Source organism: Qipengyuania sp. Mu-71 (assembly GCF_036867055.1).
In the GTDB taxonomy this organism is placed as follows: Bacteria; Pseudomonadota; Alphaproteobacteria; order Sphingomonadales; family Sphingomonadaceae; genus Qipengyuania; species Qipengyuania profunda.
On the sequence record NZ_JBAJHR010000001.1, the window covers coordinates 1,091,203 to 1,116,398 of the forward strand.

At 65.8% G+C, this 25,196-nt stretch carries 21 protein-coding genes; 14 read left to right on the top strand and 7 right to left on the bottom strand.

Annotation, left to right across the window (positions count from 1 at the left end; all coding sequences use genetic code 11):
• Positions 1 to 10: 10 nt before the first annotated feature.
• The 12 genes from V6B15_RS05445 to V6B15_RS05500 all read left to right on the top strand — a co-directional run bounded on the left by V6B15_RS05445 (position 11) and on the right by V6B15_RS05500 (position 15,114).
• Positions 11 to 1,525, top strand: a complete 1,515-nt coding sequence (locus V6B15_RS05445) for an acyl-CoA ligase (AMP-forming), exosortase A system-associated (RefSeq protein ID WP_334200332.1) — start codon at positions 11 to 13, stop codon at positions 1,523 to 1,525.
• Entirely contained in the window at positions 1,522 to 2,748 is a 1,227-nt protein-coding gene (locus V6B15_RS05450) for a pyridoxal-dependent decarboxylase, exosortase A system-associated (protein WP_334200333.1), read from the top strand. Before V6B15_RS05445 ends, V6B15_RS05450 begins: the two co-directional genes overlap by 4 nt.
• Positions 2,749 to 2,910: 162 nt before the next feature.
• The gene (locus V6B15_RS05455; protein WP_334200334.1) at positions 2,911 to 3,555 is read left to right on the top strand and encodes an XrtA/PEP-CTERM system exopolysaccharide export protein; all 645 of its coding nucleotides are present in this window, start codon (positions 2,911 to 2,913) and stop codon (positions 3,553 to 3,555) included.
• A gap of 14 nt (positions 3,556 to 3,569) precedes the next feature.
• Entirely contained in the window at positions 3,570 to 5,087 is a 1,518-nt protein-coding gene (locus V6B15_RS05460) for an XrtA system polysaccharide chain length determinant (protein WP_334200335.1), read from the top strand.
• A gap of 15 nt (positions 5,088 to 5,102) precedes the next feature.
• The gene (locus tag V6B15_RS05465; protein ID WP_334200336.1) at positions 5,103 to 6,143 is read left to right on the top strand and encodes a capsular biosynthesis protein; all 1,041 of its coding nucleotides are present in this window, start codon (positions 5,103 to 5,105) and stop codon (positions 6,141 to 6,143) included.
• A 4-nt stretch (positions 6,144 to 6,147) separates the two neighbouring features.
• Positions 6,148 to 7,818, top strand: a complete 1,671-nt coding sequence (locus tag V6B15_RS05470; protein ID WP_334200337.1) for a preprotein translocase subunit YajC — start codon at positions 6,148 to 6,150, stop codon at positions 7,816 to 7,818.
• A 13-nt stretch (positions 7,819 to 7,831) separates the two neighbouring features.
• Complete coding sequence (locus V6B15_RS05475) at positions 7,832 to 9,061, top strand: XrtA/PEP-CTERM system-associated ATPase (RefSeq protein ID WP_334200338.1); 1,230 nt, start codon at positions 7,832 to 7,834, stop codon at positions 9,059 to 9,061.
• 16 nt (positions 9,062 to 9,077) lie between these two features.
• Positions 9,078 to 9,947: an XrtA system polysaccharide deacetylase gene (locus V6B15_RS05480; protein ID WP_334200339.1), complete on the top strand. Its 870-nt coding sequence runs from the start codon at positions 9,078 to 9,080 to the stop codon at positions 9,945 to 9,947.
• On the top strand, positions 9,944 to 11,005 hold the full coding sequence (locus V6B15_RS05485; RefSeq protein ID WP_334200340.1) for a FemAB family XrtA/PEP-CTERM system-associated protein: 1,062 nt from the start codon (positions 9,944 to 9,946) through the stop codon (positions 11,003 to 11,005). The genes V6B15_RS05480 and V6B15_RS05485 overlap by 4 nt, the downstream gene beginning before the upstream one ends.
• 1 nt (position 11,006) lies before the next feature.
• Positions 11,007 to 12,230 (top strand): TIGR03087 family PEP-CTERM/XrtA system glycosyltransferase, encoded by a 1,224-nt coding sequence (locus V6B15_RS05490; RefSeq protein WP_334200341.1) that lies wholly within the window; start codon positions 11,007 to 11,009, stop codon positions 12,228 to 12,230.
• Positions 12,220 to 13,203 (top strand): exosortase A, encoded by a 984-nt coding sequence (gene xrtA / locus V6B15_RS05495; RefSeq protein ID WP_334200342.1) that lies wholly within the window; start codon positions 12,220 to 12,222, stop codon positions 13,201 to 13,203. The genes V6B15_RS05490 and xrtA overlap by 11 nt, the downstream gene beginning before the upstream one ends.
• Before the next feature lie 12 nt (positions 13,204 to 13,215).
• Positions 13,216 to 15,114, top strand: a complete 1,899-nt coding sequence (locus V6B15_RS05500) for an XrtA/PEP-CTERM system amidotransferase (RefSeq protein WP_334200343.1) — start codon at positions 13,216 to 13,218, stop codon at positions 15,112 to 15,114.
• Here the strand turns inward: V6B15_RS05500 and V6B15_RS05505 are convergent.
• From V6B15_RS05505 to V6B15_RS05520, 4 genes are all read right to left on the bottom strand, one after another.
• Positions 15,111 to 15,809: a pirin family protein gene (locus tag V6B15_RS05505; protein ID WP_334200344.1), complete on the bottom strand. Its 699-nt coding sequence runs from the start codon at positions 15,807 to 15,809 to the stop codon at positions 15,111 to 15,113. The two genes, V6B15_RS05500 and V6B15_RS05505, sit on opposite strands and share 4 nt — an antisense overlap.
• 103 nt (positions 15,810 to 15,912) lie before the next feature.
• Positions 15,913 to 17,025: a cell division protein ZapE gene (gene zapE, locus V6B15_RS05510; protein ID WP_334200345.1), complete on the bottom strand. Its 1,113-nt coding sequence runs from the start codon at positions 17,023 to 17,025 to the stop codon at positions 15,913 to 15,915.
• Positions 17,022 to 17,489: a PaaI family thioesterase gene (locus V6B15_RS05515; protein ID WP_063511146.1), complete on the bottom strand. Its 468-nt coding sequence runs from the start codon at positions 17,487 to 17,489 to the stop codon at positions 17,022 to 17,024. Before V6B15_RS05515 ends, zapE begins: the two co-directional genes overlap by 4 nt.
• Positions 17,489 to 18,271 carry a succinate dehydrogenase iron-sulfur subunit gene (locus tag V6B15_RS05520; protein ID WP_301298487.1) on the bottom strand — a complete coding sequence of 261 codons (783 nt, stop codon included), beginning with the start codon at positions 18,269 to 18,271 and terminating at the stop codon, positions 17,489 to 17,491. Before V6B15_RS05520 ends, V6B15_RS05515 begins: the two co-directional genes overlap by 1 nt.
• A gap of 213 nt (positions 18,272 to 18,484) precedes the next feature.
• Between V6B15_RS05520 and V6B15_RS05525 the strand changes: the two genes are divergently transcribed.
• A complete protein-coding gene (locus tag V6B15_RS05525; RefSeq protein ID WP_334200346.1) occupies positions 18,485 to 19,210 on the top strand; it encodes an SDR family NAD(P)-dependent oxidoreductase in 726 nt (241 codons plus the stop codon).
• Here V6B15_RS05525 and V6B15_RS05530 read toward each other — a convergent pair.
• A complete protein-coding gene (locus tag V6B15_RS05530) occupies positions 19,207 to 20,394 on the bottom strand; it encodes a sugar-transfer associated ATP-grasp domain-containing protein (protein WP_334200347.1) in 1,188 nt (395 codons plus the stop codon). The two genes, V6B15_RS05525 and V6B15_RS05530, sit on opposite strands and share 4 nt — an antisense overlap.
• Before the next feature lie 6 nt (positions 20,395 to 20,400).
• Positions 20,401 to 21,471, bottom strand: coding sequence for a phosphoribosylglycinamide synthetase (locus tag V6B15_RS05535; RefSeq protein WP_334200348.1), 1,071 nt, complete (start codon positions 21,469 to 21,471; stop codon positions 20,401 to 20,403).
• Between the two features lie 106 nt (positions 21,472 to 21,577).
• Between V6B15_RS05535 and V6B15_RS05540 the strand changes: the two genes are divergently transcribed.
• Positions 21,578 to 22,207, top strand: a complete 630-nt coding sequence (locus tag V6B15_RS05540; protein WP_334200349.1) for a class I SAM-dependent methyltransferase — start codon at positions 21,578 to 21,580, stop codon at positions 22,205 to 22,207.
• 39 nt (positions 22,208 to 22,246) lie between these two features.
• Here V6B15_RS05540 and V6B15_RS05545 read toward each other — a convergent pair whose 3' ends face one another.
• Positions 22,247 to 25,018: an Rne/Rng family ribonuclease gene (locus V6B15_RS05545; protein ID WP_334200350.1), complete on the bottom strand. Its 2,772-nt coding sequence runs from the start codon at positions 25,016 to 25,018 to the stop codon at positions 22,247 to 22,249.
• Positions 25,019 to 25,196 lie beyond the last annotated feature (178 nt).

Consider the following 25,196-nt stretch of genomic DNA (forward strand, 5'->3'; position numbering starts at 1 on the left):
CGGAGCGTTAATGCCTGATCCCACGCCCTATCCGCTCGATCAACTGGCCGAGCGCGGGGATGCACAGGCGCCTGCGCTGGTGCTGCGCGATCGCACGCTTAGCTTCGAGGAGTTGAGAAACCGTGTGGCGCTGCTCGCCGGATGGCTGGCAGGCCGCGCAGGGAAGGGCGCCCGCGTTGCCAGCTGGGCGGCGAAGGGCGAGCTGACCTGCCTGCTGCCGTTGGCCGCAGCGCGCGCGGGGCTGGTGCATGTCCCGATCAATCCGCTGCTCAAGCGGGCGCAGGTCGCGCATATCCTCGGCGATAGCGGCGCAGTCCTGCTGGTGGGGACCAAGGCGCGGCTGGCGTCGCTCGGCGAGGGCGACGTGCCGCCGGGGTGCGATGTCGTGGACGAGAATGACGTCTTTGCGGCGGCCGAGGCAGAGGGCGCGTCACTGGCTGCATCGACGCACGACCCCGACGATCTGGCGGCAATCCTCTATACCAGCGGCTCGACCGGCAAACCCAAGGGGGTGATGCTGAGCCACGCCAATATGTGGCTGGGTGCCGTCAGTGTGGCGGATTATCTCGGGCTCGCCAGCGACGACGTCACGCTCGCCGTGCTCCCGCTCAGCTTCGACTATGGCCAGAGCCAGCTGCTGTCGACCTGGTATGCGGGCGGCTGCGTGGTCCCGCTCGATTATCTCTTCCCGCGCGATGTCGCCAAGGCCTGCGCCAGGCACGGCGTGACGACGCTGGCAGCGGTTCCCCCGCTATGGGTCCAGCTGACCGAGGTCGAATGGCCGGGCGACGCCATTGCAGGCATGCGCCGACTGACCAATTCGGGCGGCGCGCTGACCGTCGAACTCGTGCGCGATTTGCGCGCTATGTTCCCGCAAACACGCCTGTTTCCCATGTATGGCCTGACCGAGGCCTTCCGCTCGACCTTTCTCGATCCCGAGTGTGTCGATCATCACCCCACATCGATGGGCCGCGCCATTCCCTTAGCCGAGATCCTCGTCATCGCCGATGACGGAACGCTCGCCGAACCGGGCGAGGAAGGCGAACTGGTCCATTGCGGGCCGCTGGTGGCGCAAGGCTATTGGCAGGACGCTGAACGCACGGCGGAGCGCTTCCGCCCTGCACCCGCAATGTCCGCATATGGCGGGACCGCGGTGTGGTCGGGCGACCGCGTCCGGCGCGACGAGGATGGCCTGCTCTATTTCGTCGGGCGGCGCGATGCGATGATCAAGAGCGCGGGCAATAGGATCAGTCCGCAGGAAGTCGAAAGCGCGGCGCTCGCCACCGCCCTGGTCGCCGAAGCGGTTGCGCTGGGTGTTCCGGACGAGCGGCTCGGCCATGCGATCCACCTCGTCGTACGTCCCGCGGCGGATGCCGCAGACCCCGAGACCGCGCTGCCCAAGGCGCTGCAAAAGGAGCTACCCAATTTCATGCAGCCGCATGCGATCCACTGGCGCGATACGCTGCCGCTCAATCCCAATGGCAAGCTCGACCGGACCGCGATTGCGGCGGAGCTGGGCGCATGAAGCCGCTGGGCCCCATACCCGCCGGCTATGCGGCGATCGGCGGCGAGCTGGCCATCGGCGACAAGCCGGTGAGCCATTGGGTGGAACAGGCGGGCTGGACCCCGTTGTTCGTCTATTCGCGTGACCGCATTGCGCAGCGTTTCGAAACGCTGCGCGCTGCCATGCCCGACCGCCTCAAGATCAATTATGCGATAAAGGCCAACAGCTTCGACCCGCTTCTTTCCTTTGTTTCAACGCTGGCCGACGGGCTCGATATCGCGTCGGGCGGCGAGCTGGAACTGGTTCGGGCGACCGGGTTCGACCTGGGCAGGGTGAGCTTCGCCGGGCCGGGCAAACGGGACATCGAACTCGAAGCCGCGATCGCCGCGGGCGTCACGCTCAATCTCGAAAGCGAAGCCGAAGCGGGCCGCGCGCTGGCCATCGCCGAGCGACTTGGCATGACGCCGCGCCTCGCGGTTCGCGTCAATCCCGATTTCGAGCTCAAGGGATCGGGGATGAAGATGGGCGGCGGGCCCAAGCCCTTCGGGATCGACGCCGCGCGGGTCCCCGCGCTGGTCCGGCACATCGCCGCCGCGGGATGCGACTTTCGCGGCCTGCACATCTTCACCGGCAGCCAGGCACTCTCGGCTGAAGCGGTGATCGACATGCAGGCCAAGGTGCTCGACTGCGCGCATCGCATCGCGGTCGACGCCGGGGTCACGCTGCCCAAGCTCAACATGGGGGGCGGTTTCGGTATTCCCTATTTCCCGGGCGACGAACCGCTGGATATTGCGGCTGTCGGAGCCGCGCTGGAAGAGCGTTTCCGCGATTTGCCCGACACGCTGGCCGACGCCGAACTGTTCATCGAGCTCGGCCGCTACCTCGTGGGCGAGGCGGGCGTTTACCTGACGCGGATCATCGATCGCAAGGAAAGCTACGGCGAAACCTATCTCGTCACCGACGGCGGATTGCACCACCAGCTCGCCGCATCGGGCAATTTCGGGACGGTGGTGCGCCGCAATTACCCCGTCGCCATCGCCAGCCGCTTTGCCGCCGAGCCCGCCGAGGAGGCCAATGTCGTCGGGTGCCTGTGTACCCCGCTCGACCGGCTGGCCGACAAGGCGCACCTGCCGCGCGCCGAGGTCGGCGATCTGGTCGCGGTGTTCTGCGCCGGGGCCTATGGCGCCAGCGCCTCGCCCAGTGCCTTTTTGGGACAGGGGCCTGCCGCCGAAATGCTAGTCTGAACCCGATCTGCTAAATCCCGCGAATCCTTCGATTTCTGCGGGTGCCAGCCGCCATGGCTAACCGTCTGTTCACCTTTTTCGGGCAATAGTTCGCCCAAACACGGGGGTATCGGGCGCAGCATGCGGCCCGCGCATCCCCTGACACAACCAGGAAACCGACCTATGCGCTTCACCCGTATTGCCTCTCTTGTCGCCGGATGCGCTGCCAGTACGCTCGTGCTTGGCGGGTGCGCGGGCGGCGGTGGCACGGAACTGCCCCCGGCGACCTTCGTCGCGATGCAGGAAGGTCCGGGCGAGGAATATGTCATCGGCCCGCTCGACGAGCTGACGATCCATGTCTGGCGCAACCCCGAACTGGGCGCGGAGAAAATCCAGGTGCGCCCCGATGGCCGCATCACCATTCCGCTGGTCAAGGATATGCCGGCGGTGGGCAAGACGCCCTCGATGCTGGAGGAGGATATCCGCCTCCAGCTCAGCCAGTATATCGAGGACCCGCTGGTCTCGGTGATCGTCAATGAGTTTGCCGGTACCTTCAGCCAGCAGGTCCGCATCGTCGGTGCGACGGCGCAGCCGGCTTCGCTGCCTTACCGCGCGAACATGACCGTGCTCGACGCGATGATCGCGGTGGGCGGCCTGTCCGAATTTGCTGCGGGCAACCGCGCCAAGCTGATCCGCTTCGACAAACAGCTCGGCCGCCAGCGTGAATACGCCTTGCGCCTGACCGATCTGCTCAAGCGCGGCGACAGCAAGGCCAATGTCCTTCTCCAGCCGGGCGATGTGATCATCATCCCCGAGAGCACGTTCTAGGGGGCTGCGGGGGCATGCAGGAAGTCTTCGACGAACTTCGCAGCGCGCTGCATACGGTGTGGAACCGCCGTTGGCTTGCGCTCGCCGTGGCCTGGGGGGTCTGCATCCTCGGCTGGCTTGCGGTTGCCTTCATCCCCAACAGCTATGAAAGCCGGGCACGGATCTACGTCGAGCTCGAGGATGTCCTGTCCGAACAGCTCGAAATTTCCGGCGACGGCAAGCAGGCAATCACCAAGGTCCGCCAGACGCTGGTCAGCGTGGTCAATCTCGAACGCGTGGTGCGCACGACCAAGCTCGGCGAGAAAATTGCCACCGACAACGAGATGCAGAGCGCGGTAGCCAGCCTGACCGAGAATATCGTCGTCGAAAGCGAGCAGGACAATCTGTTCGAGATCACCGCCACGGTTGGCAAGTCGAACCTCAGCGACGCGGAAAACGCGGTACTGGCCAAGGACGTCGTCCAGAGCCTGATCGATATCTTCCGCGAATCCAACATTGCCGGCAATCGCGGAGACGTCGCCGATACCATCGTCTTTCTCGACGAGCAGCTCGAAGACCGCAAACGCGAACTCGAAGCCGCCGAACAGCGTCGCCTGATCTTCGAGGCGAAGCATCCCGATCTGATCGGTGGCACCGGCACGGTAACCGGACGGCTGCAGACGATGCGCACCGAAATGCGCGGGATCGATGCCGATATCGCCGCCGCGCAGAGCGCCCTGGCAGCGATCAACGGCCAGCTCGCCAGCACACCGCGCAGCATCATGACCGCCGAAAGCGGCGGGGCACGCGGCGCGCTGATGGCGGCGCAGTCGCAGCTTGCCGCGATGCGCTCGCGCGGCCTGACCGACAGCCACCCCGATATCCAGTCGCAGCGGCGCCAGATCGATGCGCTGCGCGAACAGGCGGCGAATGAACCCGCCGGGTCCAGCGGCACGCCCAATCCGGCCTATACCTCGCTGACTTCGATCCGCGCCGAGCGGCAGGCCAATGTGCAGGCGCTCCAGGCGCGCAAGGCAGCGCTGCAATCGGACATTTCCGGCCTGATCGCCGCGCAGGCCGACGAGCCCGCCGTGGCCGCCGAGGCCAACCGCATCAGCCGCGATTACGAAGTCCTCAAGGACAAATATGACGACCTGCTCAACGATCGCGAGGAAATGCGCCTGCGCGGACAGGTCGAAACCGAGCGCAGTGCCTTCCAGTTCGAAGTCATCGACCCGCCGACCGCGCCGCGTAATCCAGCGGCACCCAATCGGCCGCTCCTGCTACTCGGGGTGCTCATCGTCGGTCTTGGCGCGGGCGCCGGGGTGGCCTTCGTGATGGGCCAGCTCAAATCCAGCTTTACTACAGCCGACAAGCTCGAGCGCACGCTCGACCTGCCGGTCATCGGCACCATTTCGCGTTCGATGACCACGGCTGCGCGCAAGCACGAGAAGCTGCGGCTCAAACAGTTCGTCGCGGGCGTCGGAGCGTTGGGAGCGGTCTGCTTCCTCCTGCTGGTCGTCGAAATGGTCCAGGTCGGCTCGGTCGCCTGAGGGGGGAATGTGTCAGTGAACAAGCCCACCAATATCGAACCGCCCAAATCGGGCGATGCGAAGCCCAAGCGCACTTCGCTGCTCGAACGTGCGAGCGGCGCCTTCGGCCTCGACCGGCTTGCCCCGGCGGCGGTGCCCGACAAGCTCGAAGACGAGAAGGCCAAGAAGTTTGCGCCCAAGCGCAAACCGGAGCCCTCGACGCCGCCCGAAATGCCCCGGCGCCGCGCATCCGACCGCTTCGCCCAGCCGCAGCCGACTGGCGCGGCCACGCCTGTGCCACCTGTGCCGCCTGCGGCACCGTCGGAGCCGGACAAACCGGTGGTCACGCTGGCCGGGCCCAAGCAGCATGTCGTCCGCTCGCTGCTGCGCGAGCAGGGGCTGATCGATCCCGATGGCGGCGCGTCGATGCTGCTCGAGGAGTTCCGCATCGTGAAGCGGCAGGTCCTCGCGACTGCCAAGGCCAAGCCGGGCCCGCAGGCGCGCCGCGTGCTCGTCTGCTCGCCGCATTCGAACGAAGGCAAGACCTTCTGCGCGCTCAATCTGGCGATCGCCCTGGCGGGTGAACGCGATATGGAAGTCGTGCTGGTCGATGCCGATTTCGGCAAGCCCTCGATCATGGCCAAACTCGGTCTCGAACACGGCAAGGGCTTCATGGATGTGCTCGCCGATCCCACCGCGAAGGTCGAGGACGTCGTGGTCGGCACCGATATTCCGGGCCTGTGGGTGCTCCCCGCGGGCCAGCGGACGGGGCGCGACAGCGAATATCTCGCCAGCGAGCGGACCTGGAAGGTGCTCGACAATCTGACGCTCGGCGCACGCAACCGGATCATCGTGTTCGACAGCCCGCCCGCACTCGCGGCAACGCCCGCAGCCGATCTGGCCAAGCACGCCGGCCAGGCGCTGCTCGTGGCACGCGCGGATATGAGCGGACACGCTGCGTTGGAAGACGCTGTGGATCTGCTGTCAGCCTGCCCCGACATCAAGCTGCTGCTCAACGATGCGACGTTCAGCCCGAGCGGTCGCAAGTTCGGCAGCTATTACGGATATGGGGAGTAAGCACATGAGCTATCGTGTGAAATTCCGTCATCTCGCCACAACGGCTGCGGCCTTGGCGCTTCTGCATGGCGCGCCGCTGCAGGCGCAATCCTACCAAGGCGCCGATGCCGGCGAATCCAGCGGCGAGGGCTTTTCCTCCGACCGTGGCCGCACCAGCATCGATCCCTATATCGAAGCCAATTCGCTCGCCAGCTGGCAAATCTCGCCCGGCAGCGACGTGGTCACCTATACGCAGCTCGCCGCCGGCGTCGACGCATCGATCGCCGGGCGCAACAATGGCGGCAGCGTGTCGCTGCGTTACGAACGCAATTTCGCGCATCAGTCGGAGGGGTCGGATTCGGACACGATCACCGGCCTCGCGCGCGGCTATGCGACGATCATCCCGCGGGTCCTGACCTTCGAGGCGGGCGGGCTGGCAAGCAGCACGCGGGTCGATGCGCAGGGCCGTTCGGTGATCAATCCGCTGGTCGATGACAATCTCTCCACCCAGACCTATTCGGCCTATGCCGGGCCCAATCTGCAAACCCGCATGGGCGCTGTCGATGTGAGTGCGAATTACCGCATCGGTTACACGCGCGTTGATGGCCCCGATTTCCTCACCCAGTCGGGAACGCAGGCCGACCTGTTCGACGAAAGCGTTACGCATAGCGCGACCGTGCGGGCCGGGACGCGACCGGGCGACCCGCTGCCAGTCGGCATCGGTGTCGGCGCCGGATATTACCAGGAAGACGTCTCCAACCTCGATCAGCGCGTCCGCGACGCCTATGTCCGCGGCGATGTAACCGTTCCGATCACCCCCACGCTGGCCTTCGTCGCCGGGGCGGGGGTCGAGGATGTCGAAGTGTCGAGCCGCGACGCGGTGCGCGACGCGGATGGCAACCCGGTCATTGGCGACAACGGCCGTTATGTGACCGACACCGCCAGCCCGCGCATCATCGCCTATGAGGCGAGCGGGCTGATCTGGGATGTCGGCGTGGTCTGGACGCCGAGCAGCCGTACCCAGCTCGAAGCACATTTCGGTCGCCGCTACGATAGCGAGACCTTTTACGGCAATTTCAGCTGGCGTCCCAGCAGCCGGAGCAACCTTTCGATCGGCGTCTATGACGGGATCCAGGGCTTCGGCGGGCGGCTCAACAATGCGCTGGCCGCATTGCCCACCGATTTCACCGTCACGCGCGACCCGGTCACGGGTGAGTTGACCGGCTGTGTCAGCACGCTCGACGGTAGCGGCTGTCTCGACGGCCTGCTTGGCTCGGTGCGCTCCTCGGTCTTCCGCGGACGCGGGGTTGTCGCCAGCTACAGCCGCCAGATCGGCCGGATGACCGCTGCGATCGGCGCAGGATACGACCGGCGCAAGTTCATCGGCGCACCGGGTACGGTGCTGGAACTGGCCGACGGGATCGTCGACGAAAGCTACTACGTCGCGGCGGGGGTCTCGGGCCCGGTCGGACAGCGTGGCAGCTTCTCGCTCAACAGCTACGCCAACTGGTTCGACAGCGGCACTGCCGGATCCGGCGATGTTCGTGTACTCGGCAGTTCGGCGAGCTATTCGGAAGAGGTTGTCCGCAACCTTTCGGCTCGCGCCGCTGTCGCCATTTCGATGCTCGACAGCGATATCGCGCCCGACAATTTCACGACCGCATCGGCCCTGCTCGGCCTGCGCTACGATTTCTGATAGGATCGGTTCGATGTACGAAGAATATTATGGATTCAGCGAGCGGCCGTTCCAGCTCACGCCCGATCCGGCGTTCTATTACGAGAGCGTTACGCACAAGAAGGCGCTGAGCTATCTCGGCTATGGCCTCAATCAGGGCGAAGGCTTCGTGGTCATTACCGGCGAGGTCGGTGCGGGCAAGTCGACGCTGGTCGCGCATCTCAAGCAGAAACTCGACGATGATCGCATGACCGTGGGCGAAGTGGTCACCAGCGCGCTCGACGGCGAGGAAATGATCCATGTCGCGGCGCGCAGCTTCGGGCTCGACGTCAGTGGCGGCGACAAGGCTGCCGATCTCGCGGCGATCGAGCTGTTCCTGCACGAGGAAGCCCGCAACGGGCGCCGCACCCTGCTGATCGTCGACGAGGCGCAGAACCTGTCGATCGGCGCGCTCGAAGAATTGCGCATGCTGTCGAACTTCCAGCTCGGTTCGCATCCGCTGCTGCAGACGCTGCTGCTCGGCCAGCCCGAATTCAAGCAATTGCTCGCGCATTCGGACGAACTCGAACAGCTGCGCCAGCGCGTGATCGCCGCGCATCATCTTGAACCGATGCAGCCGGGCGAAATCGAACCCTATGTCATGCACCGCCTGTCGCGCGTCGGCTGGAATGAGAATCCGGAAATCGATGGCGGTATCTGGGTCAAGCTGCACAAGGCCACCGGGGGTATCCCGCGCAAGGTCAACCAGGTGATGACTCGCCTGCTGTTGCTCGGCGCGGTCGAAGAGCAATCGGTGCTCGAAGCCGACATGCTCGAAGCGGTGGTCGAGGAAATGACCGGCGATGCCGCCCCTGCGGACGCAGCGGCCGCCAAGCCGCGCCCCGATCGCGAAGGTCCGGCGGCAGACGCAATCGCGCGCGCCAAGGACGAGGCACGGCAGGCGTCGAGCGAACTTCCCGCGGCACCGGTCCCGGCTCCCGAGGCCCCGGCTGCGGCTGGCCAGGCGCCCGACAAGGGCCTGCTCGACCATCAGATCGAAGCCATCGAAGCGGCCTTTGCCGAGCGCGACAAGCATATGTCGGCACTGCGCCGCGAGGTCGAGAAGCTGAGCCAGGAGCGCGCGACAGACGATCTGCCCGCGGATGTCGACCAGCGGCTCACGTCGATCGAGGCGCGTCTCGACGAGCAGGAGCGTTCGCTGCGCCACGTGCTGACCATGATGATCGACTATTTCGAATCGCAGGGTTCGCGCGCTGCCGCGTAACATCGGGGAGAGCGCGTTGAGCGATAACACGATCGTCAACGGCCTCTCGGTCGATGTCGAGGACTGGTTCCAGGTGGGCGCGTTCGAGAACACCATTGCGCGCGAGGACTGGGACGGGCTAAAATTGCGTGTGGGCGACAATGTCGCGCGCATTCTCGACCTGTTCGATGCCGCGGGGGTCAAGGCGACCTTCTTCACGCTGGGCTGGGTGGCCGAGCGTAACAAGCCGGCGATGCGCGCCATCGTCGAACGCGGGCACGAGCTGGCCAGCCACGGCTATGACCACACCCGCGTGTTCACCTTCACGCGCGAGGAGTTCGCCGCCGATATCGCCAAGGCGCGCGCCATCCTCGAGGATGTCGGAGGCGCGCCAGTCACCGGCTATCGCGCGCCGAGCTTTTCGATCGATGCGCGCAACCTTTGGGCGCATGAAGTGCTGGCCCAGCATGGCTATGACTATTCCTCTTCTGTCGCGCCGGTGGTTCACGACCATTACGGCTGGCGCGAAGCACCACGCTTTGCGTTCAGCCCGGTTGCGGGCAGCGACCTCATCGAAATCCCTGTAACGACCGCGCTGCTGCGCGGCAGGCGGCTGGCCGCGGGTGGGGGCGGGTTCTTCCGTGTGCTGCCCTACGGCTTCAGCCGCTGGGCGATCAGGCAGGTGAACCGCGATGGGCGGCCCGCTGTGTTCTATTTCCACCCGTGGGAAGTCGATCCAAACCAGCCGCGGGTCGCGGGGGCACCGCTGCGTTCGCGGCTGCGGCATTACACCAACCTATCCAGGATGGCGGACAAGCTCACCGGATTGCTCGGCGATTTCGCGTGGGGCCGGATGGATGCGCTGGCCGCGCAGGAAAAGCCGCGTAGCCTCGATTGGGCAGCATGAACCCGCCGCTCTCCCATAGCGTTGCGATCCGCCAGGCCGATCTGCACGACCCGGCCGAATCCGCGCGGATCGAGGCGTTCGTGGCGGAGCATGGGGCGACGCCTTTTCACCGCCCGGCGTGGTTGCTCGCAATCGAACAGGGGACGGGCCAGCGCGCGCTCGGCCTCGTCGCCGAACGCGCGGGCGTGCTCGAAGGCTGGCTGCCACTGACCGAAATACGCTCGCCGCTGTTCGCGTCCGCACTGGTGTCCAGTGCCTTTGGCGTGGCGGGCGGTCCGCTGGCCGATAGCGAAGCCACTTTGCTGCTCCTGTGCCGTGCGGCCGAAGAGCTGGCGCAGCGCCATGCGGTAAGCTCGGTCGAGATCCGCGGCGGCAGCGCGCCCGAAGGCTGGCAGACGATTACCGGCAAGCACGCAAATTTCTCGCGTCCGCTGGCAGCGGATCGCGAAGCCGAACTGCTCGCCATCCCGCGCAAGGCCCGCGCCGAGGTCCGCAAATCTCTGCAGTCGCCGCTGAAAATTGTCACCGGACGAAGCGCGAACGATCTTGCGGCTTTCTACCCCTGCTATGCCGCCAGTGTGCACAATCTCGGTACGCCGGTGTTTCCGCGGCGGCTGTTCGCAGCCGTGCTCGATCATTTCGGCGAGAATGCCGACATCATCACCGCGCTGCATGACGGGCAAGCGGTGTCGAGCGTGCTGTCGCTCTACCATGATGGCGCGGTCATGCCCTTCTGGGGCGGGGGCGGGTTCGGCGCGCGCGCGCTCAAGGCCAACGAGCGGTGCTATTTCGAGCTGATGGACCATGGCCGCGCGCGCGGATGCTCGCATTATGACTATGGCCGCTCGAAAATCGGCAGCGGGCCGTACAAGTTCAAGAAATGGCAGGGGTTCGAACCCGAACCGCTAACCTATTGGACATGGACCGCGCAGGGCAGGACCGCGCGCAATATCGACCCGAGCGACCAGGGCTATTCATCGAGCATCGCGCTGTGGAAGAAGCTGCCACTCTCGGTCGCGACGCGCGTCGGGCCGTGGATTGCGCGGGGGCTCGGCTGACATGGGCGAAGTGCTATTCCTCGCACACCGCGTGCCCTTTCCACCCGATCGCGGCGACAAGATCCGCTCGCATCACCTGCTGGCAGGGCTAGCAAAGCTTGGCCCCGTACATGTCGGCACCTTTGGTGAAACCGTGCAGGACATGGCGCAGAAACCGCTGCTGGTGGAAATGGCCCGCACGCATGCGCTGATCGAACGGAGCAAGCCGCTTCACCTTGCGGGTGTAGAAGCGCTGCTGAAGGGCAGGGCGGTTAGCCTGACCGCGTTCGATGACGAAGCGATGCACCGCTATGTCGCCAAGACGCTGGGCAATCACCGGATCGACACCATCTTCGTTTTCTCCGGCCAGATGGGGCAATATATCCCCGACAGCTTCGACGGGCGTGTCGTGTTCGACATGTGCGATGTCGATAGCGCCAAGTTCGCCGCCTATGCCGAGGCCGGCCAGCGCAAATGGATCAACCGCCGCGAAGGACGCTTGCTCGCCCGCGAGGAAGAACGGCTTGCCGCGCGCGCCGATGCCACCTTGCTGATCAGCGACAACGAGGCGGACCTGTTCAGATCCCGCCTCACCCGGCCCGATGCGGTCAGCCTGCACGCGCTGGGCAATGGCATCGACGCGCAATTCTTCGACCCGGGGCGCGTGACCTCGCATCCCGATCTCGACGAGGGCGAAGGACCGCAGATCGTCTTTACCGGACAGATGGATTACGCGCCCAATATCGCGGCCGCCGAGTGGATGATCGCGCATGTCATGCCCGCCCTGCGCAAGACGCATGCGCGCGCGCGCTTTCATATCGTCGGCCGCGCGCCGGTGCGCGCCTTGCGGGACCGCCATGGCGAGCACGGAGTGCGCGTCTGGGGCGAGGTAGAGGATGTGCGACCGTTCCTCAAATCCGCCGATCTGGTGGTCGCGCCGCTGCTGATCGCGCGCGGGGTGCAGAACAAGGTGCTCGAGGCGATGGCGATGGCGCGCCCGGTGGTGGCGACCCCCGGGGCGGCCACCGGGATCGACGCGACCCACGGCGAGCATCTGGTCATCTCCTCGCCCGACCCGCAGCAATTGCTCGCTGCGATCGATCGCCTGCTCGCCGATCCGCTGCACGCGCGCGCGATGGGTGAAGCGGCCCGGCGGTTCGTCATCGAGCGGATGAGCTGGGACCAGGTCGAAACGGAGCTTGCCGAACTGGTCCGCGGCGCCGAGTTGCCTATCGATGCAGCGTGACCTGCCACTACCGCGCACCGCTGGACGTAGCGCTTCGGGTGTGATGCTCGCAATCGCGTGGGCGGCGCTGTTCGCGCTGACCTTCGCCGAATGGCGCGCGATGGCGCATCAGTGGTGGGATATCGACACTTACAGCCATATCCTGCTTGTCCCCCCGATCATCGCCTGGCTGGCCTGGATCCGCCGCGACGAACTGGCGCGCGCCGGCGCAGCCGGATGGTGGCCGGGGCTGGGGTGGCTCGTCTTCGGGCTCGTCCTCTGGCTGGTGGGGCGAAGCCTCGATATCAACACGATCGGGCAAGGCGGCGCATTGGTCGCCATGCAGGGCGCGGTCCTCGCGCTGTTCGGATTGCGCGCGGCCCTGATCCTCGCCTTTCCGCTCGTCTACGGCTTTCTGATGGTCCCCATCGGGGGAGAGATCATCCCGCAATTGCAGATGATTACCGCCCAGATTGCGAGTGCACTGACGCGGCTGAGCGGGATCGAGATGGTCGCGCAGGGCATCCATATCGACACCCCCGCGGGGCTGTTTATCGTCGCTGAGGAATGTGCCGGCGTGAAATTCCTGATCGCCATGCTCGCGCTTGGCTTGCTGGTCGCACATACCTGTTTTACCAGCTGGAACAGGCGTGCGTGGTTCCTCCTCGCCTGCGTCGTTGTCCCGGTGATCGCCAACGGCATCCGCGCCTGGGCGACGATCTTCCTCGCGCAATATGTCGGGGCAGAGACCGCCGGCGGGTTCGACCATCTCGTTTATGGCTGGCTGTTCTTCGGGATCGTCATCGCGCTGGTCCTGGGCGCGGCATGGCGCTGGTTCGAGCGTGAGCCTGAAGACGCGGGCTGGACCGCCGACGAGGTGGCTGCCCTTCCGCTGGTTGCGCGCTGGGAAGGCCGCGCTGGCAACCCGGCTCTCGTCCTTGGTGCGATACTGCTGGCCGCAGGAAGCTTTGCCGTGCTCGCGCAGCTGGGCTAGGCACGCTCGCATATGTGCGGAATTGCGGGGATTTTCCATTACGAGACGGTGAAACCGGTCGATCCCCGACGGGTCGAGCGGATGACCGATGCGCTCGGCCATCGCGGTCCCGACGGCAGCGGCGTGTGGACCGCGCCGGGTGTGGGCCTCGGGCATCGCAGGCTGTCGATCATCGACCTCGAAGGTTCGCCGCAGCCGATGCACGCCGCCGATGGCCGCGCGGTGATCTCTTTCAATGGCGAGATCTACAATTACCGCGAATTGCGCCGCGAGCTCGAACAGGGCGGCGCGCAGTTCCGCACCCATGGCGATACCGAAGTGATCCTCGCCGCATGGCAGAGATGGGGCCCCGACTGCCTCGCGCGGCTCGATGGCATGTTCGCCTTCGCGCTTTACGATCTCGACCGGCGGCAGCTGTTCCTCGCGCGCGACCGGCTGGGGGTGAAACCGCTCTACCTTGCGCGGCTCGAAGGCGGGGCGCTGGCCTTTTCCAGCGAAATGAAGGGGCTGCTCGCCAACCCCCTGATGCGGCGCGAAGTCGATCCGCTGGCGATCGAGGATTACATGACCTGGGGCTATGTCCCCGATCACCGCGCGATCCTCAAGGGCGTCGAAAAATTGCCCGCGGGTCATTTCCTGCTGCTCGAACATGGCCGCGAACCGGGGCCGCCGCGCCAATGGTGGGATGTCGATTTCACCCGGCGCGAGAAGGGACGGACCCAGGACCTTTCGGCGCAATTGCTCCATCTGATGCGCGAAGGCGTGACCAGCCGGATGGTTGCCGACGTGCCGCTGGGAGCCTTCCTTTCGGGCGGGGTCGACAGTTCCTCGGTCGTCGCGTTGATGAGCGAGGCGAGCGCGCAACCCGTCACCAGCTGTTCGATCGGCTTCGATGTCGCGAGCGTCGACGAAACGCGCCATGCGCGGCAGGTCGCCGAGCTGTTCGGCACCGACCACCACGAGCGGATCGTCTCGTCCGACCAGTTCGGCGAGATAGACCGGATTGCTGCGATTTTCGACGAGCCGTTCGCCGATGCCAGCGCGCTGCCCACCTTACGGGTGTGCGAACTCGCGCGCGAGCAGGTCACCGTGGCGCTGTCGGGCGATGGCGCGGACGAGGCTTTCGCCGGCTATCGCCGCCAGCTGTTCCATGCGCGCGAGGAACAGGCGCGCTCGGTCCTGCCGCGTGCCTTGCGCGAACCGGTGTTCGGCGCGCTCGGGCGGGTCTGGCCCAAGGCCGACTGGGCGCCGCGCCCGCTGCGCGCGAAGACGACCCTGCTGTCGTTGGCCGAGAGCGGCGAGGCGGGCTATGCGCGTGCGCTGGCAATCCTCGCGCCCGAGCAGCGGCAGGCGCTTTATGGCGAGGTCCTGCTGAGGGAACGCGGCACCTATCGCGCCGAACAGCCGTTTGAAAAGCTGATGCGCGAGGCACCTGCAAGGAGCGGCCTCGACCGCGCGCAATATGCCGATCTCAAGTTCTGGCTGCCCGGCGATATCCTGACCAAGACCGACCGCACGAGCATGGCGGTCGGGCTTGAGGCGCGCGAGCCGCTGCTCGATCATCGGCTGATCGAATTCGGCGCCCGCTTGCCGCAACGCCAGCGCCTGCGCGGCACCACCGGCAAATGGCTGATGAAGCACACGATGGAGCGCTATCTGCCCGAAGACATACTCTATCGCCGCAAACAGGGCTTCGTGACCCCGCTGGCGGAGTGGTTCCGCGGTCCGCTGGCGGGCGAGGCGAGGGCAGTCGCCGCGAGCGAACTGCTTACCGGCAGCGGGTGGTTCGCCCGCAAGGCGCTGTCACGCCTCGCGGACGACCATATTTCCGGCCGCAGCGACCATGGCCGGGTGCTGTGGCAGCTGCTGATGCTGGAGCGATCGCTCCGGCAATTGAAGCCCAGCGCCTAGCGCGCGTCGACCAAGACGATCTCGGCGTCGTCGAGCGCTTCGACCACGATTTCGCTCTCGCCGGTCACGGCGATCCCGTCGCGCGGCTGCGCTTCGTGCCCGTTGACCGTGACCCGGCCCTTGGGCGCGACCAGATACTGGTGGCGTTCGCCCGAGGTGTTCCAGACCGCGCTCTGGCCTTTCGCCAGCGTCGCCGCGGCGACCTTCGCATCCGTCCGGATCGGCAGCGCATCATCGGCTTCGGCATCGCCGCTGGCGAGCACTTCGAAGCCGCCTTCGCGCGTAGCCTTGGGAAACTCGCGCTGGCCCCAGCCGGGCTGCTCGCCCTGGCGATCGGGAATGATCCAGATCTGGAACAGCGTGGTCGCTTCGTCCTGGCGATTCATTTCGGCATGGGTGATGCCGGTGCCTGCGCTCATCACTTGCACATCGCCCGCGGCGGTGCGGCCTTCATTGCCCAAGCTGTCGCGGTGCGTGATCGCGCCGCTGCGCACGAAGGTTACTATTTCCATGTCGCGGTGCGGGTGCGGGGGAAAGCCGCTCTGCGCCGCGATGGTGTCGTCGTTCCACACGCGGATGCTGCCCCAGCCCATCCGCTCGGGGTCGTGGTAATTGGCGAAGCTGAAGTGGTGCCGCGCGTCGAGCCAGCCGTGGTCGGCGTGGCCAAGCGTGGCGAAGGGTCGGATATCGATCATGGTTCAGTCTCACATCGGCGGGGTGTTGACGCCGGTATGCGGCCGATGTGGGGCCGGCGCGAAAGCCGTCAAGAAACACCGATGTAACTGCCTCGCAGCGTGGCTAGTGGGCGCCGTGACCGCGGGCCATGTAGTCCGCGCTCTGCATTTCCTTGAGGCGGCTGACCGTGCGCTCGAACTCGAACGCGCCATCGCCGGCGGTGTAGAGGTCTTCCGGTTCGGCTGCCGCCGCGACGAAGAGCTTCACATTGTTCTCGTACAGCGCATCGACCAGCTTGGTGAAGCGGATCGCCTCGTTGCGATTGTCGGGCGACATCGCGGGCACGCCGACCACGATTACGGTGTGATAGGCATGCGCGATCGCCAGATAGTCCGCCGCCCCGCGGTTCTCGCCGCACAATCGCTTGAAGCTGAACACGCCCACGCCCTTGAGGCTCTTGGGCACATGGATCGTCCGCCCGCCGCCCAGCTCCAGTTCGGCGCTGGGAACGTGTTCGGCATCCTCGGGCGCGTAATCGGTGAGGCGGAAGAAAGCCTCGCGCACCTGTGCGGTCGTCTCCTCGCCCAGCGGGGCGTGCCACGTCTCGATATCGCCCAGCCGATCGAGCCGGTAATCGGTCGGACCGTTGAGCGGCAGCACGTCCATTTCGTCTTCGACAAGGTCGATGAAGGGCAGGAACAGCGAGCGGTTGAGCCCGTCCTTGTAGAGATCGCGCGGCGGGCGGTTGCTGGTGGTGACCACGGTCACGCCCTCGTCGCGGATCAGCGCGGTGAACAGCCGTGCCATGATCGCCGCATCGGCGGTGTTGTTCACCACCATCTCGTCGAAGGCGAGACAGCGCACATCGGCGGCGATATCGCGCGCAACCTTGCCGGTGGGATCGCCGGGATCGCTTTCCCGCCGCTCGCGCATGCGCCGGTCGACCTCGAGCATGAACTCGTGGAAATGTGCGCGGCGTTTCTCGGCGATCCCCAGTGTCTCGACGAACAGGTCCATCAGCATCGACTTGCCGCGCCCGACGCCGCCCCACATGTAGACGCCCTCGGGCCGCGCCTTCTTCGGCTTGAACAGCTGTGCGAGCAGCCCGCCCGAACTCTCCGCCTCGAGTTCCTTCTGCAGCCGGTCGAGACGCTGTGCGGCACGGCGCTGGTCGGGATCGGCCTGCAATTCGCCCGCCGAGACGAGTCGCTCATAGCGGGCGAGCATTCCGGTCACGCGGCGGCGCGGGGCTTGATCTTCTTGACGATGCCCGAAAAGCTGGCGACCGCGTGATCTTCCTGGACCACCGTGCCGCGCACGAACACCATGCTGCCCGTCTCGCGGACGATCTCGCACACCGCGTCGAGCGGCATGTCGGGCTTGCCGCCGCCCACGAACTGGGTCGACAGCTCGACCGTCACCGAGGGTCCGGCATTGCCGCTGCCGATATTGTGCATCGTGGTGAACAGCGAAATGTCGATCAGCGACAGCGTCACCGCGCCGTGGATGATGCCCTGCAGGTTCTGGTGGCGCCGTTCGGGGAACATGCGCAGCCGCGCCTTCCCGTCATCGTCCACCCGGGTGATGAGCTTGCCCATCACCGCGCCGTTGAACAGCGTTTCGTCCTTCAGGTTCCAGTGCCGCCAGCCGGGGTTTTCCGGGTCGGGGCCATGGTCGAATACCTCGTCGCGCAGAGCCATCAGATCGCGCGTTCGGCGATCATCTTCTTGGTTTCGGCGATTGCCTTGGCCGGGCTCAGGCCCTTGGGGCAGACATTCGCGCAGTTCATGATCGTGTGGCAGCGATAGAGGCGGAAGGGGTCTTCCAGCTGGTCGAGCCGTTCACCGGTCATCTCGTCGCGGCTGTCGGCCAGCCAGCGATAGGCCTGCAGCAGGATCGCCGGGCCGAGGAACTTGTCCGAATTCCACCAATAGCTGGGGCAGGCGGTCGAGCAGCAGGCGCACAGGATGCATTCGTAGAGCCCGTCGAGCTTCTCGCGCTGTTCGGGCGACTGCAGCCGTTCCTTGCCGCTGGGCGTGGTCGAGACGGTCTGCAGCCAGGGACGGATGCTGGCGTATTGCGCATAGAAGTGCGTGAAGTCGGGCACGAGGTCCTTGATCACGTCCATGCTCGGCAGCGGGGTGATGCGGATCTCGCCCTTGAGATCTTCGATCGCGGTGGTGCAGGCGAGACCGTTCTTGCCGTTGAGGTTCATCGAGCACGAACCGCAAATACCTTCGCGGCACGAACGGCGGAAGGTCAGCGTCGGGTCGATCTCGTTCTTGATCTTGAACAGCGCATCGAGAACCATCGGGCCGCATTCGTCGAGGTCGAGCTCGAACGTGTCGTAGCGCGGGTTCTCGCCACTGTCGGGATCGTAGCGGTAGACCTTGAACTTGCGGATGCGCGTACCGCCGGTCGCCGTATGGGCGCGGCTCTTGCCGGTGATCTTCGAATTCTTGGGAAGGGTGAAGGTCGCCATTACGCTGTCAGTCCTGTTTCTTTGCGCAACCCATCTAGCGGTTCGGGCGCTTGGCGCAAGGCCATGTGTGACGCATTTCCTGCAACGGGTGTCCTACAACATGGACCGGGTGTTACACGGTTCAGGGCAAAAACAGCTTCTGGCGCCAAAAGCCCGGTAATCGGGTGAATTCGGGGGCACCACGAGGCGCTATCGGAGGTCTAGAGCGGTAGGATGAATGTAGGAAAGCCCTTTCGGCGAGCCGCGATCTTCGGCGCCAGCGGCGGTATCGGCGCCGCACTGGCCACGAGGCTGGCGGAGCGCGGCGTCGAGGTATGGGCGGGAAGCCGTTCGAGCACGGCAGCCGACCCCGCCCTGCGCGCCTTTCGCTTCGATCTGTCCGACGAAGCCTCGATCGCCGCTGCCGCTGGCGCGATGGCCGACGCGCCCCCCGATCTGGTGGTGGTCGCCAGCGGTGTGCTGTCACTGGCCGATGGCTCGGGCCCCGAACGCAGTTACAAGCAGATCGACGGCGCGGCGATGAACGAGGTGTTCCGGCTCAACACCATCGGCCCCGCGCTGGTGGCCAAGCACGTGCTGCCCCTCCTACCGCGCGACCGCCGCAGCGTCTTCGCCGCGCTGTCGGCGCGGGTCGGATCGATCGGCGACAACCGCATCGGCGGGTGGCACAGCTACCGTGCCAGCAAGGCCGCGCTCAACATGCTGCTCAAGAATTTCGCGATCGAGCTGGGCCGGACGCACAAGCAGGCGATCGTGGCAGGCCTGCATCCGGGCACGGTGGATTCGGCCCTGTCCGAACCCTTCCAGGCCAATCTGCCCGCGGGGCAGCTGACCCGGCCCGCCGATGCGGCGGACAACCTGCTGAATGTCATCGACGGGCTGACGGTGGCGGACAGCGGCGGCGTGTTCGACTGGAAGGGCGAAGCCGTTCCGGCCTAGGCGGCCAAAGCGCCCGCTCGCCCGGTTTCGGCACGCTCAAGATTGAAGGCGAGCAATTCGCCATAGCGCTGGCCTGCCAGACCCTTGCGGCCGCTGCGCTGCGGCATCAGCACCCCCGGCTTGGCATTGCCTTCGACCACCATCGGCCCGTCGGGCGTGAACGCGATATCCCAGCCGATGAGCGTATATTCGGGGAACGCCGCGGCATGCGCATGGCAGGCGAGCGCTACCGCCTTTTCCCAATCGGGCAGCTGCAGATCGGCAAAGGCCGCGCCGCTGACCGGATGGCATGCGTAATCGCCGCCGCCATAGCCCTTGCAGGCGGTATCCGCCCGTCCGGTTTCGAAATCGACCGGCATGATCAGTCCGCCCGCTTTCATGTTATCGATCACCGGGCCGCGCAGCGAAGGCACGCGAAGCACGGTGCTGACCAGTTCGGGTTCGCCCGTTTCGTCCCGCATCGTGGTGAGCCGCGCGGTCGCCAGCGCATCCATCGCATAATCCGCCAGCGCTGCGTGGTTGCCCAGCGCGCGCTGGATTACCCACACCTGCCGGTCATCGACATAGGGCGCGATCGCCTGGGCGAAGGCGGCCTGGTCGGTGATATCGGACACGGTATGGGGGAGCAGCGCGACACCGCGGCCGCCTTCGCCATGGGTGGGCTTGGCAATCAGCGGGTGTCCGCGGGCGGGGCGAAAATCGCGCAATCCGCGATCGTAGACCGCGTGCACGGCGGGGTGGGGCAGGCCGTGCGCCGCGCAGCGGCGATAGAACGCCGCCTTGTCGACCAGCACGCAGGCGCGGCTCCATCCTTGGGGGTTGATGATCTTGTTGAAACCCGCATCCTCGAACCGCCGGATATAGTGATCGAGCTCCTCGGCCCGCTCGATCCGGAACAGCGCGATGTCGTTGGGATCGACGAAGCGTTCGCGCGCGATTGCCAGCGCCTGCCGTTCCCACTGCGCATCCATGCCGTACTTGCGCGCGACAGCGCGGGTTCGTGATGGCAGCCACGCGGCAAAGCCCCGCGCAATGCCCTTGTCCAGCGCGGCGCGCGCCAGTGACCGGTTGCGGCGGCGGCGCTCGTAATGCGCAGCGAAGGCAGGGGCGCTGGCGGCTTTGGCCCCGCCGGGGAACAGCGCGAACGCCTTCTTGGCGTAATAGGCGAGTTCGGCGGGGTGCATAGCGGGTCAGACTTCGATCGTTTCGCCGCCGACATCCTCGGGCATCATCGCCAGGTCGAACGGCACCCGTTTGGCCGTGATCACGCCCTGCCGGTCCATGCTGTAGGCCGCGATATGCTCGATCAGCTGGGCATGCGTCAGCCCGGCAAGTTGCGCCGCGCCCGAGACGGTCTTCTTCGACCACAGATTGCACGACAAATTGACTTCCATGAACAGCACTTCGCCCGACGTGGGGGTATAGCGGAACTCGAACCGCCCATAATCGAACGGCCACAGTTCGGGCAGCATGGCCCGCGTATATTCGCGGATCTTGCGCGTCATGACCGGGTTCTTCATCGCGACCAGACGCTCCTTCGGACCTTCGGACAGCCCACGCTTTTCCTCGTAGGAGCGGAAATTGCCTTCATCGCCCGGCATTTCGAAGCGCATTGTCGACAGCAGGATCGGCTCGGCTCCGCCAAGGACGGGGACCACCACGTCATAGGCGCCCTCATAGCGTTCGACGATCACGTCGTGGCCTTCCTCATGGAGCCTTGCGATATCGCGTTTCGCATCGTCCCAATTGGTCGGCATGCTCACGCCCCAGCTGGCGGAGGAGGCATTGGGTTTGACCACCAGGCGTTCGAAGGCAAAATCGGGCGTGGGTATCCACTGGCACCCCCGCCGCGCGATCAGCCAGGGGGCGACGGGTACGCCCCGCGCGACCGCCACGGTCTTCATCAGATGCTTGTCGTCCGACAGGCCGCGCAGGATGGGCGAGGCGCCGAGCGCGGGCAGTCCGATGCGCTGCGCTAGCAGCGGGCCGAGCATTTCGCTCATCGGGTATCCCGCGCGGTTGAGCAGGGTGAAGACGTAATCGAAATCGGTCTTTTCGAACAAGGCGGTGAAATCGGCCGCCGGGGTCACATCGAGGCCGATGGCGCGCAGGGTGTCGAGCACCTCGTGGTGATAGACCGCGTGATTGCCGTCTTCGCCATGCAGCTGGCCGCCAGCGGTGGCGTGCTTGGCAAGGAACAGGACGCGCAGCCGATCCTTGTCGGCGGCGGGTATCGTGAACAGGTCGATCGTGTGGCTCATGCGCGCGCCTTTACCTGCGGGCCAAGACAGGGTCACGAATTTTGTGCTTGTCGCAAATCCGAAAACGGATAGCTTTCCAAAACGAGCGCCGGTCAAGGAGAGCGCGATGGGGCTAAGGGCCTGGTACGATCGTCACGTGATGCCGCGGTTGATCACCGCAGCCTGCGGGCAGGACGGTATCGAGAAACGCCGCCGCCAGCTGATCCCGCTTGCCGAGGGCCGCGTGTTCGAACTTGGCTGCGGAGGCGGGCTCAACCAGGCGCTTTACGACAGCGACAAGATCACTTCATTTGCCGGGATCGATCCGCATGAAAAGCTGCTCGATGGCGCGCGCGAACGTGCGCGGGCGAAGGGGTGGGAGACCGACATCCGTGCGGGCGTGGGCGAGGATATTCCCTTTCCCTCGGGATCGTTCGATACGGTGGTGTGCACCTATACGCTGTGCTCGGTCGACGATCCGGACAGAGTGCTGTCGGAACTGCGCCGGATACTGGCCCCGCGCGGACAACTGCTGTTTCTCGAACATGGCCGCGCGCCCGATGCGAGCGTCGCGCAGTGGCAGGACCGCCTGGAGCCGCTGTGGAAACCGCTGGCGGGTGGGTGCCATCTGACGCGGCCGGTGGGCGCATCCCTGCGCCGTGCGGGCTTCGCGGTCGAACCGCTCGGCCAGGCCTATCTCAAGCAGGCGCCCAAGGTGCTGGGCTGGATGGAATGGGGTGTGGCGCGCAAGGCCTGAGGGCCGGCGAGCGCAAGACCCGCCGACCCCCTAAGCTTGTTATTCGTCGCCGAAGGTGCGCTGCCACCAGCCACGCTTGGGCTTGGCCGGCTCGGCAGAAGCCGCGCTGTCTTCCGTCACCGGTTTAGGTGCCGCAGGCTCGGGAGCAGGCGGCGTAGCGGGTTCGGCTGCGGCTTCGACCGGTGCTGCTGCGGGAGCAGCTTCGGCCTCGACCTTCTTCTTGCGCGGCGCGCGCTTCTTGGGCGCGGGCTTGGCTTCGGCTTCACCCTCCGCCGGTGCATCAGCAACGGCTTCGGTCTCGGCCTTTTTCTTGCGCGGTGCGCGCTTCTTGGGCGCGGGCTTGGCTTCGGCCTCGGCCTGAGCGTCCCCCTCTACCGGTGCGTCTGCAGCGGGTGCGGCTTCGGCGTCGGCCTTCTTCTTGCGCGGGGCGCGCTTGCGCGGCTTGGGCTTTTCTTCCGTCTCGGCGGCAGCCTCGGCGGTTTCGGGCGAATCCTCGGGACCCGCGACCACGGCCATGTCCTCGACCACCGCGTCCGAAACCCCTTCGAGTTTCTCGGCGTCTTCGGACGTTACCTCGTCCGAGGTCCGACCGCGACCACGGCCACCCCGGCGGCGACCACCCCGGCGGCGGCGCTTCTTCGGCCGGTCATCGCCGTCGTCGCTTTCGCTATCGGCGTCGGTATCCGTGTCCGTGTCGTCGTCGCTGTCATCGCCATTGTCGTCGTCATCCGAATCGTCGCGATCGTCATCGTCGGAATGCTGGCGATTCTTGTTGCGTCCGCGACCGCCCCGGCGGCGGCGGCGCTTCTTGCGCGGACGATCGTCGTCCTCGCCGCCATTGCTGTCGTCGCGTTCGCTGTCGTCGTCGTTCTCGTCGAGGATTTCTTCATCGTCCTCGTCATCGACAATGGTGTCGAACCGCGGCGCGTCCTTGGGCTTGGGCCCATGGCTCGACACCGACATCTTCGCGCCTTCGTCTTCGCCTTCGGGCACGACCTCGACGGTCACATGGTAACGCTGTTCGATCTCCATGAGATCGGCGCGTTTTTCGTTGAGCAAATAGACCGCGGCTTCGGTGCTGGCTGCCAGGCGGATGGTCGAACCCTTGCCCTTGGCGGCTTCGTCCTCGATCTGGCGCAGCGCCGACAGGCCCGCGCTCGACGCGGTGCGCACCAGGCCGGTGCCGTCGCAATGCGGGCATTCGCGGGTGGTCGCTTCGAGCACGCCGGTGCGCAGGCGCTGGCGGCTCATTTCCATCAGGCCGAAGCTAGAGATGCGGCCGACCTGGATACGGGCACGGTCGGTCTTGAGCGCGTCCTTCATCGCCTTTTCGACCTTGCGCGTGTTGGAGTGGTGCTCCTGGTCGATGAAGTCGATCACCACGAGACCGGCCATGTCGCGCAGGCGCAACTGGCGGGCGATCTCGCGCGCGGCTTCGAGATTGGTGTGCAGCGCGGTCTGCTCGATATTGTGCTCCTTGGTGGAGCGGCCCGAGTTGATGTCGATCGACACCAGCGCCTCGGTCGGATTGATGACCAGATAGCCACCCGATTTGAGCTGGACGACCGGGTCGTACATCGCCTTGAGCTGGTCTTCGGCGCCATAGCGCTGGAACAGCGGCACGGGGTCCGAATACTGCTTCACCCGGCGGGCATGGCTGGGCATCAGCAACTTCATGAACTGCTTGGCCAGCTTATAGCCTTCTTCGCCCTCGACCACGACTTCCTCGATGTCGCGATTGTAGATGTCGCGGATCGCGCGCTTGATCAGGTCGCTGTCCGAATGGATCAGCGCGGGCGCGCTCGAATCCAGCGTGCGTTCGCGGATCTCGTCCCACAGGCGGGCGAGATAATCGAAGTCGCGCTTGATTTCGGTCTTGGTGCGGCTGAGCCCGGCGGTGCGGACGATCAGCCCCATGGTGCGCGGCAGGGTGAGGTCGCTGACGACCTGCTTCAGGCGCTTGCGGTCCGCCGCGCTGGAGATCTTGCGCGAAATGCCCCCGCCGTGGCTGCTGTTGGGCATCAGCACGGTGTAACGGCCGGCGAGGCTGAGGTAGCTGGTCAGCGCAGCGCCCTTGTTGCCGCGTTCTTCCTTGACGACCTGGACGAGCAGCACCTGGCGGCGCTGGATGACGTCCTGGATCTTGTAGCGGCGACGCAGCGCCATGCGTTTGGCACGTGCTTCGTCGACTTCCTTGGCGCGGGTGCGGCCCTTGCCCTGGCCCTGACGGCGACCGCGGCCACGACGGCCCTGGTTGCGGCCCTTGCGGCGATTGTCGCCATCCGTTTCCTCGTCGTCGGAATCGTCGCCGCCATCGTCATCATCGTCGTCGTCGTCGCGGTCGAGATGACCTTCCTCGATCGTCGCGACATCATCCTTGTCGGACGTGTCGACTTCCTCGAGGCCGTCTTCGGCGAGGTCTTCGGCGAGGGCGCCGGAGCTTTCGTCATCGGCGTCGTATTCGTCGCCGGGCATTTCGCCGCGGTCTTCTTCCTCGTCGCGCAGACGGGCTTCTTCCTCGGCCGCTTCGGCCTCGGCAGCGAGCAGTTCGTCGCGGTCTTCCTTGGGGATCTGGTAATAATCGGGGTGGATTTCGCTGAAGGCGAGAAAGCCGTGGCGATTACCGCCGAAATCCACGAACGCCGCCTGCAGCGACGGTTCGACCCTGGTTACCTTGGCAAGATAGATATTGCCCTTGATTTGCTTGTGGTCGGCGGATTCGAAATCGAATTCTTCAATCCGGTTGCCTTTGAGCACCGCCACCCGGGTTTCTTCCGAGTGGCGCGCATCGATAAGCATGCGCGTTGCCATTGATATGTCTCCAGCCGCGCCGGGGCAGGAGTGATCCTGCTGGGGCGCGGCGTATTCTGTTGGAAAGTCCGCGGCCCTGTCGGGGCGTCGCGGTGTTTGCGAACCGGCCGTGTCCTGCATGTGCGAGGGGCCGGGTATTCGTGACTGCGGGACTGGCCTCGCGCAGGGTCTGCGCTGT

Bases quoted from the DNA above. Each gene is read 5' to 3' on its own strand.
- V6B15_RS05445 (WP_334200332.1), top strand. From the start codon at position 11: ATGCCTGATCCCACGCCCTATCCGCTCGATCAACTGGCCGAGCGCGGG.
- V6B15_RS05450 (WP_334200333.1), top strand. From the start codon at position 1,522: ATGAAGCCGCTGGGCCCCATACCCGCCGGCTATGCGGCGATCGGCGGC.
- V6B15_RS05455 (WP_334200334.1), top strand. From the start codon at position 2,911: ATGCGCTTCACCCGTATTGCCTCTCTTGTCGCCGGATGCGCTGCCAGT.
- V6B15_RS05460 (WP_334200335.1), top strand. From the start codon at position 3,570: ATGCAGGAAGTCTTCGACGAACTTCGCAGCGCGCTGCATACGGTGTGG.
- V6B15_RS05470 (WP_334200337.1), top strand. From the start codon at position 6,148: ATGAGCTATCGTGTGAAATTCCGTCATCTCGCCACAACGGCTGCGGCC.
- V6B15_RS05475 (WP_334200338.1), top strand. From the start codon at position 7,832: ATGTACGAAGAATATTATGGATTCAGCGAGCGGCCGTTCCAGCTCACG.
- V6B15_RS05485 (WP_334200340.1), top strand. From the start codon at position 9,944: ATGAACCCGCCGCTCTCCCATAGCGTTGCGATCCGCCAGGCCGATCTG.
- V6B15_RS05490 (WP_334200341.1), top strand. From the start codon at position 11,007: ATGGGCGAAGTGCTATTCCTCGCACACCGCGTGCCCTTTCCACCCGAT.
- xrtA (WP_334200342.1), top strand. From the start codon at position 12,220: ATGCAGCGTGACCTGCCACTACCGCGCACCGCTGGACGTAGCGCTTCG.
- V6B15_RS05500 (WP_334200343.1), top strand. From the start codon at position 13,216: ATGTGCGGAATTGCGGGGATTTTCCATTACGAGACGGTGAAACCGGTC.
- V6B15_RS05505 (WP_334200344.1), bottom strand. From the start codon at position 15,809: ATGATCGATATCCGACCCTTCGCCACGCTTGGCCACGCCGACCACGGC.
- V6B15_RS05515 (WP_063511146.1), bottom strand. From the start codon at position 17,489: ATGGCTCTGCGCGACGAGGTATTCGACCATGGCCCCGACCCGGAAAAC.
- V6B15_RS05520 (WP_301298487.1), bottom strand. From the start codon at position 18,271: ATGGCGACCTTCACCCTTCCCAAGAATTCGAAGATCACCGGCAAGAGC.
- V6B15_RS05525 (WP_334200346.1), top strand. From the start codon at position 18,485: ATGAATGTAGGAAAGCCCTTTCGGCGAGCCGCGATCTTCGGCGCCAGC.
- V6B15_RS05530 (WP_334200347.1), bottom strand. From the start codon at position 20,394: ATGCACCCCGCCGAACTCGCCTATTACGCCAAGAAGGCGTTCGCGCTG.
- V6B15_RS05535 (WP_334200348.1), bottom strand. From the start codon at position 21,471: ATGAGCCACACGATCGACCTGTTCACGATACCCGCCGCCGACAAGGAT.
- V6B15_RS05540 (WP_334200349.1), top strand. From the start codon at position 21,578: ATGGGGCTAAGGGCCTGGTACGATCGTCACGTGATGCCGCGGTTGATC.
- V6B15_RS05545 (WP_334200350.1), bottom strand. From the start codon at position 25,018: ATGGCAACGCGCATGCTTATCGATGCGCGCCACTCGGAAGAAACCCGG.